The organism is Anaerosacchariphilus polymeriproducens, from assembly GCF_003363435.1.
GTDB classification, from domain to species: Bacteria; Bacillota; Clostridia; order Lachnospirales; family Lachnospiraceae; genus Anaerosacchariphilus; species Anaerosacchariphilus polymeriproducens.
Window position 1 is genome coordinate 118475 of sequence record NZ_QRCT01000012.1, and the last position, 12921, is coordinate 131395.

At 32.0% G+C, this 12921-nt stretch carries 15 protein-coding genes; 8 read left to right on the forward strand and 7 right to left on the reverse strand.

The annotated features are described in order from the left end of the window. Positions 1-32 precede the first annotated feature (32 nt). The 3 genes from DWV06_RS03385 to DWV06_RS03395 all read left to right on the forward strand — a co-directional run bounded on the left by DWV06_RS03385 (position 33) and on the right by DWV06_RS03395 (position 1768). Positions 33-773, forward strand: coding sequence for an ATP-binding protein (locus tag DWV06_RS03385; RefSeq protein WP_115480752.1), 741 nt, complete (start codon positions 33-35; stop codon positions 771-773). Positions 774-804: 31 nt separating this feature from the next. Further along, positions 805-1137, forward strand: coding sequence for a cupin domain-containing protein (locus DWV06_RS03390; protein WP_115480985.1), 333 nt, complete (start codon positions 805-807; stop codon positions 1135-1137). A gap of 169 nt (positions 1138-1306) precedes the next feature. Then, positions 1307-1768, forward strand: a complete 462-nt coding sequence (locus tag DWV06_RS03395; protein ID WP_115480986.1) for an HD domain-containing protein — start codon at positions 1307-1309, stop codon at positions 1766-1768. Between the two features lie 81 nt (positions 1769-1849). Here DWV06_RS03395 and DWV06_RS03400 read toward each other — a convergent pair whose 3' ends face one another. The 3 genes from DWV06_RS03400 to DWV06_RS03410 are packed head-to-tail and all read right to left on the reverse strand — an operon-like array spanning position 1850 to position 4577. Then, positions 1850-2587: an aminotransferase class IV gene (locus tag DWV06_RS03400; RefSeq protein WP_162300560.1), complete on the reverse strand. Its 738-nt coding sequence runs from the start codon at positions 2585-2587 to the stop codon at positions 1850-1852. Positions 2588-2601: 14 nt separating this feature from the next. Continuing rightward, positions 2602-3975, reverse strand: coding sequence for an aminodeoxychorismate synthase component I (gene pabB / locus DWV06_RS03405; RefSeq protein ID WP_115480754.1), 1374 nt, complete (start codon positions 3973-3975; stop codon positions 2602-2604). Continuing rightward, positions 3972-4577: an anthranilate synthase component II gene (locus DWV06_RS03410; protein ID WP_115480755.1), complete on the reverse strand. Its 606-nt coding sequence runs from the start codon at positions 4575-4577 to the stop codon at positions 3972-3974. Before DWV06_RS03410 ends, pabB begins: the two co-directional genes overlap by 4 nt. A gap of 1162 nt (positions 4578-5739) precedes the next feature. Between DWV06_RS03410 and DWV06_RS03415 the strand changes: the two genes are divergently transcribed. Next, entirely contained in the window at positions 5740-6984 is a 1245-nt protein-coding gene (locus DWV06_RS03415; RefSeq protein WP_115480756.1) for an ammonium transporter, read from the forward strand. 13 nt (positions 6985-6997) lie between these two features. Beyond that, a complete protein-coding gene (locus tag DWV06_RS03420) occupies positions 6998-7336 on the forward strand; it encodes a P-II family nitrogen regulator (RefSeq protein ID WP_115480757.1) in 339 nt (112 codons plus the stop codon). Positions 7337-7416: 80 nt separating this feature from the next. Here DWV06_RS03420 and DWV06_RS03425 read toward each other — a convergent pair whose 3' ends face one another. Next, positions 7417-8100: a Crp/Fnr family transcriptional regulator gene (locus tag DWV06_RS03425; RefSeq protein ID WP_115480758.1), complete on the reverse strand. Its 684-nt coding sequence runs from the start codon at positions 8098-8100 to the stop codon at positions 7417-7419. A gap of 493 nt (positions 8101-8593) precedes the next feature. Here DWV06_RS03425 and nadA (DWV06_RS03430) point away from each other — a divergent pair, with 493 nt between their 5' ends. The 3 genes from nadA (DWV06_RS03430) (at position 8594) to DWV06_RS03440 (ending at position 11311) form a co-directional block, all read left to right on the forward strand. After that, the gene (gene nadA / locus DWV06_RS03430) at positions 8594-9703 is read left to right on the forward strand and encodes a quinolinate synthase NadA (protein ID WP_162300561.1); all 1110 of its coding nucleotides are present in this window, start codon (positions 8594-8596) and stop codon (positions 9701-9703) included. An 81-nt stretch (positions 9704-9784) separates the two neighbouring features. Next, positions 9785-10831: a quinolinate synthase NadA gene (nadA, locus tag DWV06_RS03435; protein ID WP_147289831.1), complete on the forward strand. Its 1047-nt coding sequence runs from the start codon at positions 9785-9787 to the stop codon at positions 10829-10831. 21 nt (positions 10832-10852) lie between these two features. Next, positions 10853-11311, forward strand: coding sequence for a PCC domain-containing protein (locus tag DWV06_RS03440; protein WP_115480761.1), 459 nt, complete (start codon positions 10853-10855; stop codon positions 11309-11311). 134 nt (positions 11312-11445) lie between these two features. Here the strand turns inward: DWV06_RS03440 and DWV06_RS19080 are convergent, their stop codons facing one another. Genes DWV06_RS19080 through DWV06_RS03455 form a run of 3 tightly spaced genes read right to left on the reverse strand, consistent with a single transcriptional unit; the run spans position 11446 to position 12795 of the window. Further along, positions 11446-11694 carry a YgjV family protein gene (locus tag DWV06_RS19080; RefSeq protein WP_115480762.1) on the reverse strand — a complete coding sequence of 83 codons (249 nt, stop codon included), beginning with the start codon at positions 11692-11694 and terminating at the stop codon, positions 11446-11448. Between the two features lie 6 nt (positions 11695-11700). Then, positions 11701-12105: an NUDIX hydrolase gene (locus DWV06_RS03450; RefSeq protein WP_162300562.1), complete on the reverse strand. Its 405-nt coding sequence runs from the start codon at positions 12103-12105 to the stop codon at positions 11701-11703. 21 nt (positions 12106-12126) lie between these two features. Further along, the gene (locus DWV06_RS03455; RefSeq protein ID WP_115480764.1) at positions 12127-12795 is read right to left on the reverse strand and encodes a hypothetical protein; all 669 of its coding nucleotides are present in this window, start codon (positions 12793-12795) and stop codon (positions 12127-12129) included. Positions 12796-12921 lie beyond the last annotated feature (126 nt).

The window sequence follows — 12921 nt, forward strand, 5'->3', positions numbered from 1 at the left end:
AAACAATTTGAAAGAAGAAGGAGTAGATAATTATGATAAGACAAATTATTAAAATTGATGAAGACAAATGTAATGGATGTGGTGCATGTGCAGCAGCTTGTCATGAAGGCGCTATTGCTATGATAGATGGAAAAGCAAAATTAATTCGGGATGATTACTGTGACGGACTTGGAAATTGTCTTCCGGCATGTCCTACAGGGGCAATTACATTTGAACAGCGTGAAGCTTTAGCTTATGATGAAGAAGCAGTTTTAAAAAATCAAGAAGCGAAGAAGAAAATGATGAAAGAACAGATGGCTGGAAACTGCCATACCGGAGGATGTCCAGGTTCTATGGCGAAATCACTGCAAAAAAAACAAAATAGTATAATAGCTGCCGAGAAATCAGAGCAGAATAATAATATAGAAAGTGAATTGATGCAATGGCCGGTACAAATAAAGTTAGTACCAGTGAATGCCCCTTATTTCGATAATGCAAATTTACTAATTGCAGCAGATTGTACCGCGTATGCTTACGCAAATTTCCATAAAGATTTTATTAGAAATCATGTAACTGTAATTGGCTGTCCCAAATTGGATGAAGGAGATTATTCAGAAAAACTGACAGAGATTATCAAAAATAATGATATCAAAAGTGTCAAGATTGTTAGAATGGAAGTTCCTTGCTGTGGAGGCATTCAAAATGCTGCGATACAAGCATTGAAAGATAGTGGAAAAATGATACCTTGGCAGGTAGTGACAATAACATGTGATGGTAAAATCAGAGAAAATTAAAAATCAAACAATTGAAAGAAAGGAAAAAGTTATGAAAGAGATAATGAAAAATATTTCAAAGGCAGAAGTATTGATGCTTAAAGAGCAAGTTTCCTATATGGATAATCAAGTAGTAAGTAAAACGTTGATTCAAAACGAAAAGGTAAGTGTTACATTGTTTGCTTTTGATAAAGAGGAAGAAATCAGTACACATGAGTCGAATGGAGATGCCTTTGTGCTATGTCTAGATGGTGTAGGGAAAATTACAATCGATGGGACTGAGAATATATTGAAAGAAGGTCAAAGTATTGTAATGCCTGCTCAAAAACCTCATGCAGTATTTGGACAAGAACGATTTAAAATGTTGTTAGTGGTAGTATTTTAAAATTGATATTATAAAAATTCATAGAATTTAATAATAATACTTGAATAATTTTGAAAAACTTGAAAATAAATATAGGTAGCAGCTAAACCGTATGATATAATATTCATGCGGTTTATTTTGGAAGAAAAAAAGGGAGTGATTTTGAGTGCATAATGAATTATTAAATAAAATGATTCACTACTACTCTGGGGATCCAAAAAGAATCCAGCATTTTATTAAAGTACATAGCTTTGTGAAGCTGCTTGGTGAGATGGAAGGATTAGATATAGAAAAACAAAATATTTTAGAGATTGCTGCGATTGTTCATGATATCGGTATTAAAGCTGCTGAGGAAAAATATGGGTCCTGTAATGGAAAACTGCAGGAACAAGAGGGACCTGCTATTGCTGAGAAAATATTACTGGAACTGGGATATGAGAACCATTTGGTTGAGAGAGTGTGCTATTTGGTAGGACATCATCATACTTACTCGAACATAGACGGCCTTGATTATCAGATTTTGGTAGAAGCAGATTTTCTTGTAAATTTATTTGAAGATAAGATAGAAGAGGCAGGAATAAAAAAAGCCTATTCAAATATTTTTCAAACAGAATCAGGAAAATTGATTTGTAGGGAAATGTTCGGATTGTAGTTATTAAAAATAAGGATAATGAGAAAGGCACAATTTATAAATGATATCATATAATGAATTGTGACTCTCTCAATTTATATGTTAAAAATATCTTGAAGCAAAATCTTTCATTATTAGCTGGGTCATTTCTCTTTCAGAAAATACAAATTTATTTATTTTGGAAACAGGCATGATCCCCATAAGTGAATTGGTTATAAACATCTCATCGTATTTTTTAATATCTTCAGGAAATATCACAAGTTCTCTGGCGCCATATTTTTCGAGAAGATAATCTCTTATGGTTCCAGGCAAAAGACCACATTCAATAGAAGGAGTATACAGTTTTTTGTCTTTGACGAAAAACAGGTTTGTAGTAGCACCTTCTGTAAGCATACCTTTTGAATTCAAAAAAACAGGTTCGTCAAATCCTTTTTTGATCGAGGTTTGCTTTTCGATCCAGTTATCTCCGTTATTTAAAGATTTGATGTAAGTGAAAATAGAGGTCTCGTTTTTTTGTACTGTACTAATATTTAGGGAGAATCCTTTTTGGTATTGATCTGGTGTGTAAGGAATATTACGCAATTTAAAAAGGAAATTCTTTGGAGAGACCACAACTTTTAATGCGGCTTTTTCTTTAAAGTTCTTTTTCAGATAGATGTCAGCTTTTTCAATTACAGTTTCAAAACTTGAAAAAGGAGGTTTAAACCCTAGTTTTTTGATTCCTTTTTCCATACGGTTCCAATGCCTGTCAGCCATTATTAATTTTCCGTTTATTACAGATATCGTTTCATATACGCCGATACCAAAATAAAATCCATTATCTATATTAAAGTTATTCATATTGGGTAATCCTTTCATTCTTCTTCCATTGCGTTTAAGAAGGCTTTTGCCTTCTGTAAAGTTTCTTCATATTCAAACGTAAGATCTGATTCGTAGGTAATACCGCCGCCAACTCCCAGATGATATACTCCATTATGGTGTAATGCAGTACGAATTACAATATTCAAATCACAAGCGCCATCAAAAGTAACATAACCTATGCTTCCTGTATAAAGCCCTCTTTGTGACTTTTCCAACTCATCAATAACTTCCATAGCTCTATATTTGGGAGCTCCTGTTATAGAGCCTCCTGGAAAGGCAGCATTCAAAATGTCAACGAAATCTGTATTTTTTCGCAGAATTCCTTGAATCGTAGAAACAAGGTGAAAGACTGTGGCGTAAGCTTCAATTTTGTAAAGTTCTGTTACTTTGACAGTATTAGGTTTACAAATACGATTTAAGTCATTGCGTTCCAGATCAACAATCATAAGAAGCTCACTTTTATCTTTTTCAGAACACTCTAGTTCTTTTCGGAGACTGATATCCTCCGCTTGTGTCTTGCCACGTTTCCGAGTACCTTTTATAGGCCGTGTTTCAATTTTTTGATTTCTGACTTTCAAAAAACGTTCCGGAGAGGCACTCACAACTTGGAAGTCTTGATAATTCAGATAACTTCCAAACGGAGATGGATTCTCTTTTCTAAGAGTTTGAAAGAGGTTATAAGGATGCTTGGAACTTTTTATTATTACCTGTTGGGTCATATTGGTAATATAAATATCCCCTTCTATAATATAATCGATAATCGAGCGGATTGCATCAATATATTTACTTTTTTTAAAATTAAATTGAATTTGTGTCTTTGTTCTGGAAGAAGAAATCTCACTTTTCTGGGTAAACTGGCAAACAGGCTTAGAATATTTTGAGATATTGGATAAGATTTCAGTTAATTTATCAGCTCCTTTTTCATTACGTACAGCAGCGTATATGCACTTTTTCTCGTTGTCTTCAATTAGTAAAAGGCTATAGAAAATAAGACGGGCGTCCGGTATATTGAGAATAGAAGAAGAATGCCTGCTTTTAACGCCAACAGTCTTTCTTCCAAAATCATACGTAAAATATCCGATTCCTCCGGATATGAGTGGTAGTTCTGTACGATTTATTTCTATATTCTTTTTTAAATACTTTTTAAGCCATTGAGTAAAACTTTCTTTTTGTTCTAAATTGTTTAAATATAATTTTCCATTTACTTCTTCCGCTTTTAAATATGGTAATAGTCCAACGATTGAAAATTTGCCATATTCATTTTGTAAAGAGGAATCTAAGAAAACAGCGTCTGCTTCTTGATGATAATCATTAAAAATTTCTGCTAACGATTTTATAGTTTTGATTTCTACTATTTTTGTTTTCATAGTTGGCTCCTCGAATTCCAATTATTACAAATGTCACAAAAGTTTTTAATAAGTTCATGCCCATATTCAGTAAGAATTGCTTCTGGATGAAACTGCACTCCATAAACAGGATATTTTTTATGCGAAATAGCCATAATTGTTCCATTCATATCATATGCATCCACTTCTAATGATGATGGGAGATTCTCGTTAGATACAATTAATGAATGATAACGTGTGACACTATAGTCAGAAACTAAGTTTTTAAATAAATTTTTACCGGAATTTTTAAGAAGCGTTACTTTTCCGTGCATTGGCCGTTCTCCTTTTGAGATATGTCCACCAAATACATGTGCGATTATTTGGTGTCCGAGGCAGACCCCTAGTATAGGAATTCTACCAGCAATATTTTTCACAATGTGTATAGAAGATTGGCAGTCTTTTGGGCGTTTAGGACCGGGTGAGATAATAATTCCTTTTATTTGCTTTGAGGTGATTAATTCTTCTAATTTTTCAATTTTTATGTTATCATTTCGAATAACTTGAATGTTTTCTCCTAGCTCACTAAAATAAGCAGCCAAGTTATAGACAAATGAATCATAATTATCAATCATAATATACATGTTAAATTCCTTTGCTCTGTGAGGTGATTATACTTATCTATTGCAAAATAAAAAACCGAAAACAAACAGGTTGAGATTCCTGTTTCTTTCCGGCAGTTTTCTATCATACAATCTAAATAATTTAGACGTCTAGACACACCTGTATTTATTTCAATTTCATTTTAACATTTAGTAATTAAAAAATCAATTTATTTTATTTTGTGGTACTTTATTTATTTAAGTGAGCATACATTTAGAAGGAATTATTTAACTGTGCTTTTTTATTTAATCGTTCGAAATAATATTACATTTGTCAAGAAATAATTTGACAAACATCAGATTCTTCTGCATAATTATAAAGTAATTTGTGAAGAAGTAAGGGTTTCATTGGTATTTGAAAGATTTCAAACGAATAAAGTATAATAGATGATTGACTTTCGTTAGAATTCAGATTATTATATAATCATAAAAGGTAGCCACGTTACATAAGTGACTCCATTTTTATGAGTGTAAAATAATCACCTGAGGCTTGGAGGCTAGGGTGATTATTTTTTTTTACCGTTATCCTTTGAATTTACATATATAAGAATCGATACTATTAACATAGCAACACCTTGGATTACCATTAATTCTTCATATGTATTCATTCGGCCCCACCACCTTTCGGAAGTGGAAATCACCCATGCAGTATGACTACCTTATTATCATTATAAGTAATAAAGTAAAAAGGAACAACCCAAAAAACTAACATTAAGATATAATTAAAATTTTACTTCTTCCATAGGGAGTTTCTTAAAAGAGATATAATCTTCTTTAGAAATATTTGTTTTGTCATTGAATTATATGAAATAGGTTGAATGGTTAGAATGGTTTTTTTGAAATTTTAAGTTTCTTGACAATACATATATTGAATTCTTATAATTTAGATAGATAAATAAATTTTATTGATTAATGAGATAAAAAACTCTATTGTTTCATTTACGGATTGTTTAAATTTTCCTTAAAAAAATACAAGCAGGGTATTGACAATTTATGATATAAGATGTTAACATGTTAGCGTAATCGATGGCGATTTGCATTTTAATGCAAATCGCTTTTTTTGTTTCATAAGACATTCTTATGGGACAAAGTACTTTGCAAGGTATCGTATATTATAAAAATTAATTGAAAAGGATGGATTGTGATGAGCATTAATTCAGGAGATTGTGCATTTATATTAATTTGTTCTGCCTTAGTATTCTTTATGACACCTGGACTGGCATTTTTTTATACAGGTATGGTAAGAAGGAAAAACGCACTTAATACATTGTTATCCTGTTTTTTTATATGTGGATTAGCTTCGCTTATGTGGATTATTATTGGATATTCTTTGTCGTTTGGTACAAATCATGCAGGAATTATAGGAGGGTTGAACCATTTATTTTTTAATGGGGTGGCTGGAATCAATCCCGAGTATTCTTCTACGATTCCGGAAAACCTTTTTGCTGCATATCAAATGATGTTTGCAATTATAACACCGGCTCTTATTTGTGGATCTTTAATTGGTAGAATGAAATTTTCGAAATTAGTTATATTTATTGCACTATGGTCATTGGTTGTATATTATCCGTTAGCTCATATGGTGTGGGGAACCGGAGGATTTTTAAAAGAGTTGGGAGCACTTGATTTTGCAGGTGGTAACGTAGTACATATCAGCTCAGGTGTGACAGGACTGATTGCCTGCATTTTACTTGGGAAACGTCGAGAATTTGGATTGACTTCTTACAAACCGCACAATATTCCGTTTGTCGTATTAGGTGCAGGAATATTATGGTTCGGGTGGTTCGGTTTTAATGCAGGAAGTGCTTTGGCTGCAGATGGTATAGCAGTCCATGCATTTTTGACTACAAATTTATCAGGAGCATCAGCATTATTGTCTTGGATGTTGATAGAGCAGATCATGCATAAAAAAACAACTGCATTAGGTGCAGCTACAGGAGCAGTTGTTGGTTTGGTCGCAATTACACCGGGAGCTGGATTTGTTCCAATATGGTCTGCCATTATTATAGGGGCGCTTGTTAGCCCAATTTGCTATTTCTTTATGTCAAAAGTGAAACATTTATTTAAATATGATGATGCGCTAGATGCATTTGGATGCCATGGTATTGGTGGTGTTTGGGGTGGAATAGCAACAGGAATATTTGCAAACAAGGATGTGAATCCACTTGTTTCTTCTAATGGACTCATTTATGGAGAAATGAAACTTTTTGTTGCACAGTTGATCAGTATTGGTATTACGATAGTAATTGCAGTAGCAGCTACATTTATTATTGTTTCTATCTTAAAAGCTTTTGGAGGTATCAGGGTTTCTGCTGAAGAAGAAGCACAGGGATTGGATGTTGCTATACATAGTGAAACTGCATATCCTGCATTTACAGGTTTGGATTAGTTGGAGGAATTATATGAAAAAAATTGAAGCAATTGTACGTCCCGAACAATTAGAGCCGTTGAAAGATGCTTTGTTAAAAGCTAAAATAAATGGAATTACCATAAATCAGGTTTTTGGATGTGGAAATCAATTCGGGTGGACAGAATATCATAGAGGTTCAGAAGTCATTATGAATACGTTGCCTAAAGTTGAATTTAAAATAGTAGTCTCGGATGATAGAGTGGAAGAAATTATAGGAATTATTATGGAAAGTTCACAAACAGGTGAAATGGGTGATGGAAAGATTTTTATTACAGAAGTTATTGACTGTATTCGTATTCGCTCTGGGGAACGGGGAATCGATGCGATTTAGATTTTTTAAATTAGTATAATAGAACATTCCGGTCAACGAGGTAAATTTACTGCCTTGGTTGCCGGGGTGTTTTTTATTTTTCATAATAAATTTTCAAGCACGTCTTTTTTTATAATGATAATGGTTCTATCATTTACTTTTAGAATATTTTTATCACATAGAATTTTCAACTCTCTACATAAAGATGGTCGGGAGACATTTAAATGTTCAGCCCAGGTTTTTTTGGAAAAAGGAAGAATGACAGTATCGTTTTTAATTGTAAACTCATATAAAAGTGAAAATGCTATTTTCTTCATAATAGAAGAATACGAATATAATTCAAGTCTTTTTTCGTATTCTAAAACTCTATTTGAAAAAAGATTCAATATATTCGAAACGATTAGAGGTTCCTTACATAAGGACTCTAAAATGGAATATTTGTGGATAAAAAGAATTTCGCTTTTTTCTTTTGCAATTACATCATACGGATAGGATGAAACACTGGAAAAAACAATTGCTCCACCAAATAATTCTCCTTTGTTTCTGTGAAAAACACTAACAGTATTTCCGGAAGTCAAAATTTTTTTAACCTCAACATACCCCGATATGATAATGCACATATAAAGAGAGTATTCATTAGCATGATATACGATGTCGTTTTTCTCATATCGTTTTGTTTTGTATTCAATTTGCTCTAAAATTGTTGATATACTTTCTCTGTTTAGTCCAAAGAAGATAGGACAGACTGATAAAGTATCTAAAATAATATCCATATTATCCATCATCTAGCCTTTCTCATTCGTAATCTTAATGATTTATGAAATATTACCGAGGTTCCCTCTTTTGTTTTATTTTGGCATATTATAGCATAATTTAAATGAGAATGAAATATAAAAAAGAAATAGAATTATTGAGATTTTATTAAGATAAAATAGCTTTTATCTATTTGTTTATTGAAATTGATTATAATTTCTTGTAAATCGCCCATTTATCATTCTCTGAAAATGAATGAAATGTTACGTGAATGTTTTTCAAAACATAATAACTAAAATCGAATTCTGTCGATTAGTAAGAAATAATGAATAAAGAATGAACAATCTGTAAAATTGTTGTGCTAGTATCTGTAGATACATGTTGGATGCATGTATTTGTGTTATAAATATACATGAAGCTAGTAATCTTCATACATCTTGTAACAAGCGAAAAAGAGGGCAGATAAATTTTTCGCAACATTCATTTATGCGGAAGCATAAAAAACTTCTTAAGGGGGTATGTATAATGCAAAAAGATTTTGCAACAATGCCAAGAAAGGAACTAATCAACTTTATTCAAAAAAGAAAGGAGGAATTAGGAGATAAGGTTACAATTTTAGCTCATAACTTTACAGCGGATGATTTAATACCATTTGCAGATGTGGTTGGAGATTCTTCAAAATTAACTAATGCAACAATGGAATCAAAGACAAAATACCTGCTTTTTACAGCAGCTAGATTTTTTACGGAGGCAGCATGTATTTTGGTTCCCGAAAAGACAATCATTCAGGCAAATATGCAGGCTAATTGTCCGTTGACTTATACAATAGATGAAAATGCTACAAGAGCTGCATTTGCAGAGATCAAAAAGAAATGCAAAAGTAGAGAGCCATTACCCATGGGCTATTTCACAGCTAGTTATCAACTAAAGAGTTTTTGCGGTGAAAATGATGGAACTGTCTGTACAGCTTCAAATTCGATAAAACTTATTGAATATTATCTTGAAAGAAATAAAGCTATTTTCTTTACGCCGATGAACAATATTGCTTTCAATGCAATAAAGGCATTGAAAATACCGGATTCGGATGTTTTCATCTTAGATGAAAATACACCATTAGACAGCATTCCGGGAGATAAGAAAATGTATGTTTGGAATGTTGGCTGTTACGTTCATTCTGCTTTTACAAAAGAAGATATTGATAGAGTAAAAGAACAGTATAAGGATAAAGGTATTAAAACCATTTCACATTTAGAATGTCTTCCAGAGGTTATTGAGGAATGTGATTATTCATCCTTTACAGACGGTATGCATGATTTAATAAAAGATTCTCCAGCAGGATCCTATTGGGGAATTGCAACGACCAATAACTATATTGTCAGAATGGCAAATACATATGAAGACAAAAATATAATTGCTATTCGTCCTGATTTGGTTTGCAAGGATATGGTAGTTACTGATCTGCATCATGTAGCTGAAAGTTTACAATCAATTATTGACTACGAGAATGGAGTAGGAGAATTGAAATATCAATTGAAGGTTCCTACCAAATATCGTATTAATGCTAAAAAGGCAATTGAGACGATGTTTGAAGTAAATAGTATTATGAATGTAGTTGATGAAGTTGTTAACTTCTAAATGATTAATTAGGGTGTTAAATGCACCCTAATTATCTTTAAAGAGCTGAAAGGAGTTGATTGGGTGAAGGATTTCTCTTCAATGACAAAATCAGAGTTAACTGATTTTATTTTAAAAAAAAAGAAGGAACTTGGTGAAAGGGTTCGTATTGTTGGCTATAAGGGACAATTTGATGATCTTTTAGAGTTTTCTGATATTATTGGGGATGCATATGAATTAGTAGATGCAGTTAAAAATACCAAAGCAGAATTTTTGGTTTTTACAGGATGGAGATTCTTTTCAGATATTGCATGTATTTTTGCGCCAGACAAAAAGGTGATTCAGGCTAATATTAAAAATGATTGTCCTCTGGCAGAAATAATAGATGAAAATGATATTAAGAAGGTTTATACATTACTTAAGGAAAGATGTACAGAAAAGGAAGTTATTCCAATCGGTTATGTGGCGGCGCATTATAAAATAAGAAGTTACTGCGGGGAAAATAACGGAACTACGTGTACACCGGCGAATGCTTTAAAAGTAATAGAGCATTATTTAAAAGAAAATAAGTCTATCTTTTTTATCCCGGCGAATGATGCCTTTAATATTATTACGGCATTAAATCTTCCGGAAGATGAAATTTTTGTAATTAAGAAAGATACAGATTTGGATACAATTCCAGCTAATAAGAAAATTTATGCATGGAATGTTGAATGCTATGTACATACACATTATAAGGTTGATGATATTAAGAAGTTAAAAGATCAAAATAAGGATATTAAAATTATAGGACATAAAGAGTGCGCTCCTGAGATCTTGGAACAGTGTGATTATACAGGATTTGTTGGTGATATTTATCAAATACTGAAGGAGGCTCCATCCGGGTCGAGCTGGGGAGTAGGAACTGTTGACACCTGGGTGAAACGAGCTGCTTATGAATATTCAGATAAAAATATTGTTTCTTTTAGAACCGATTTAGTTTGTCTGGATATGAAGATTACCGACTATCAGGATATTGCTGAAAGTTTGCAATCCATTGAAGATTATATCAATGGAGAAGGGGAATTAAAAACTCAAATAGATATTTCAGAGGAATATAGAGAGAATGCTGGAAAAGCACTTACTAGGATGTTTGAAATTTGTAAATAGAAAAATTAGGAGGAAATTGTTATGTTATCATCAGAAATGAAATTGGGAAGAGTGTTTGGAGTGACTTTTGAAGATGGGGAAGATTTTATGGAATCTCTTACTAAGTTTTTTAAAGAAAATAATATTAAACAGGCTTATATTCCTTCCTTTGTTGGAGGATTCAGTGAAATAAAATTGGTAGGTACGTGGGAAAATTTAGAAGATCCTGATAACCCTATATTCGGGCAAGTTGAACTTGAACGTGTAGAAGCTTTAGGCTGCGGTACTCTTGCTTATGATGAAAGAAAAGGGGTTGTAACACCTCATGTGCATGTAACAGTGGGAACTCGATTGGATTCATTAAAGGGATATACGGGACACTTATTAGGTGGAAAGATATTATTAGTGACAGAAATCTTATTGTTCGAAGTATTAGAACCGACTATGATGAGAGTGACAGAAGTACCACCTTTTAATGTATTAAAATATGTAAATGAATAATTAATAGTTTTATTGAAACCTTCAAACGTTTCGTTTGGAGGTTTTTTTAATTAATAAATAAGTTCAAAGGCACATAACGCGCAAGAGGAATATATTATTAATATAGCGTTTGTGCTAGAGTGTAAATGCATAATTTATGGGGTTTCCTGGTTCTCTTTATTACTATTTTTGTTTTGCCAAAGATAATGAATGTTTATGCTTATCACAAATAGATTAATGAAAGCAACAGGATAAGCATGAATGATAATACTGTAAATAACAAAACAGATAGAACCAATAATATTTACAAATCTAAGGGTCTTCATTGATTTCATTAGAAATGAAATGGCTACTAATATAGAAGCAAAATATCCGAAAATATCTATGAATTTAATCTTATTCACCTCCTACTACATTAAATTTAAAATAATAAGTTTTGGTACAATATATTTTGATAGGATGCTTCCCAATTGAATATTATTTTGTTCATAGTTTCTATCAATCCATATGTATTCTTTTATTTCGTTCATTGGAATAATACTGCCGTCTATATCACACGTATAAACGTTCATAGAAATCGGAATGTTTTCAAAGACTGCAATGTCACTATAAGAATCAAAATAATTCATGTCTAATAGATTTACATTTAATTCTTCTTTTAATTCTCTTTTTAAGGTATCTTCATCATTTTCTCCTTTTTCGCTTTTTCCTCCAGGAATTATAAATTCAGATCGGTTGTCTAATGTCTTTTTTCTGACCACTAATAATTTTTTTGAATTTAATATGATACCGCCAACTTTGTAAATTGAAAACATATTATGATCTCCTTTCATGTTTTAGATAGAATTGTTATATGCAAAATTTAATTTCCGATCAATATAGGTTTTACAATAGGTAATACGTTCATTAATGTATTTTTCTATATTTTCATCGGAAGATTCTGAAAATGTATTATTAAATAAGCAGGTATCTTCCATAGACTGAATGGAAATGCCATAATCTAAAAGTTTATATTTAACATTGTTCTTTTCTTTAATTTCCAGTACAGGGTTCATATAATCGATTTCATACTGTTCATATAACTTTCTAAACAAGGTTAGCGCTATACTGCTTTGCTCTGGAAAATGGCTTTGATAATGAATACTACCGTCCGCGACCATATGAATATTATTTTTCAACGCATAAATAATGGTTTCAACATGCATACTCATTCTACAGCCGAGGCATATCATGTTATTATGATATTTATTAAAGTCTTCTTCAATATTGGCTAAAGAAAGTTTTCTGAATAAACCGGGGATATTAAGCTCACTTAGAGTAATATTATCTTCGCCAAGTACTGCTTTTAATTCATTATATCTGACCCGGTACAGATAATTGGGAATACCGGTCCCGTTGGTATAATGAATCAGGTGAACTTTGTGTTTGGCTTCAATTAACAAGCAGGCGGCAAGGCTGCAGTCAATTCCTCCAGAGAATAGTAAGATTACATCGTTAGATTTCATTTTTTATCACTCCTTTCTTTTAATTTTTTCATTGTATTAAATAAAAAGAAATACTTATTTTTTAATTTAATTACGAATGAAATATTACTACTATACAATAAAGTTTTTAAATTTCTTATAACATTT

Bases quoted from the DNA above. Each gene is read 5' to 3' on its own strand.
- DWV06_RS03385 (WP_115480752.1), top strand. From the start codon at position 33: ATGATAAGACAAATTATTAAAATTGATGAAGACAAATGTAATGGATGT.
- DWV06_RS03390 (WP_115480985.1), top strand. From the start codon at position 805: ATGAAAGAGATAATGAAAAATATTTCAAAGGCAGAAGTATTGATGCTT.
- DWV06_RS03395 (WP_115480986.1), top strand. From the start codon at position 1,307: ATGATTCACTACTACTCTGGGGATCCAAAAAGAATCCAGCATTTTATT.
- DWV06_RS03400 (WP_162300560.1), bottom strand. From the start codon at position 2,587: ATGAATAACTTTAATATAGATAATGGATTTTATTTTGGTATCGGCGTA.
- pabB (WP_115480754.1), bottom strand. From the start codon at position 3,975: ATGAAAACAAAAATAGTAGAAATCAAAACTATAAAATCGTTAGCAGAA.
- DWV06_RS03410 (WP_115480755.1), bottom strand. From the start codon at position 4,577: ATGTATATTATGATTGATAATTATGATTCATTTGTCTATAACTTGGCT.
- DWV06_RS03415 (WP_115480756.1), top strand. From the start codon at position 5,740: ATGAGCATTAATTCAGGAGATTGTGCATTTATATTAATTTGTTCTGCC.
- DWV06_RS03420 (WP_115480757.1), top strand. From the start codon at position 6,998: ATGAAAAAAATTGAAGCAATTGTACGTCCCGAACAATTAGAGCCGTTG.
- DWV06_RS03425 (WP_115480758.1), bottom strand. From the start codon at position 8,100: ATGATGGATAATATGGATATTATTTTAGATACTTTATCAGTCTGTCCT.
- nadA (WP_162300561.1), top strand. From the start codon at position 8,594: ATGCAAAAAGATTTTGCAACAATGCCAAGAAAGGAACTAATCAACTTT.
- nadA (WP_147289831.1), top strand. From the start codon at position 9,785: ATGACAAAATCAGAGTTAACTGATTTTATTTTAAAAAAAAAGAAGGAA.
- DWV06_RS03440 (WP_115480761.1), top strand. From the start codon at position 10,853: ATGTTATCATCAGAAATGAAATTGGGAAGAGTGTTTGGAGTGACTTTT.
- DWV06_RS03450 (WP_162300562.1), bottom strand. From the start codon at position 12,105: ATGTTTTCAATTTACAAAGTTGGCGGTATCATATTAAATTCAAAAAAA.
- DWV06_RS03455 (WP_115480764.1), bottom strand. From the start codon at position 12,795: ATGAAATCTAACGATGTAATCTTACTATTCTCTGGAGGAATTGACTGC.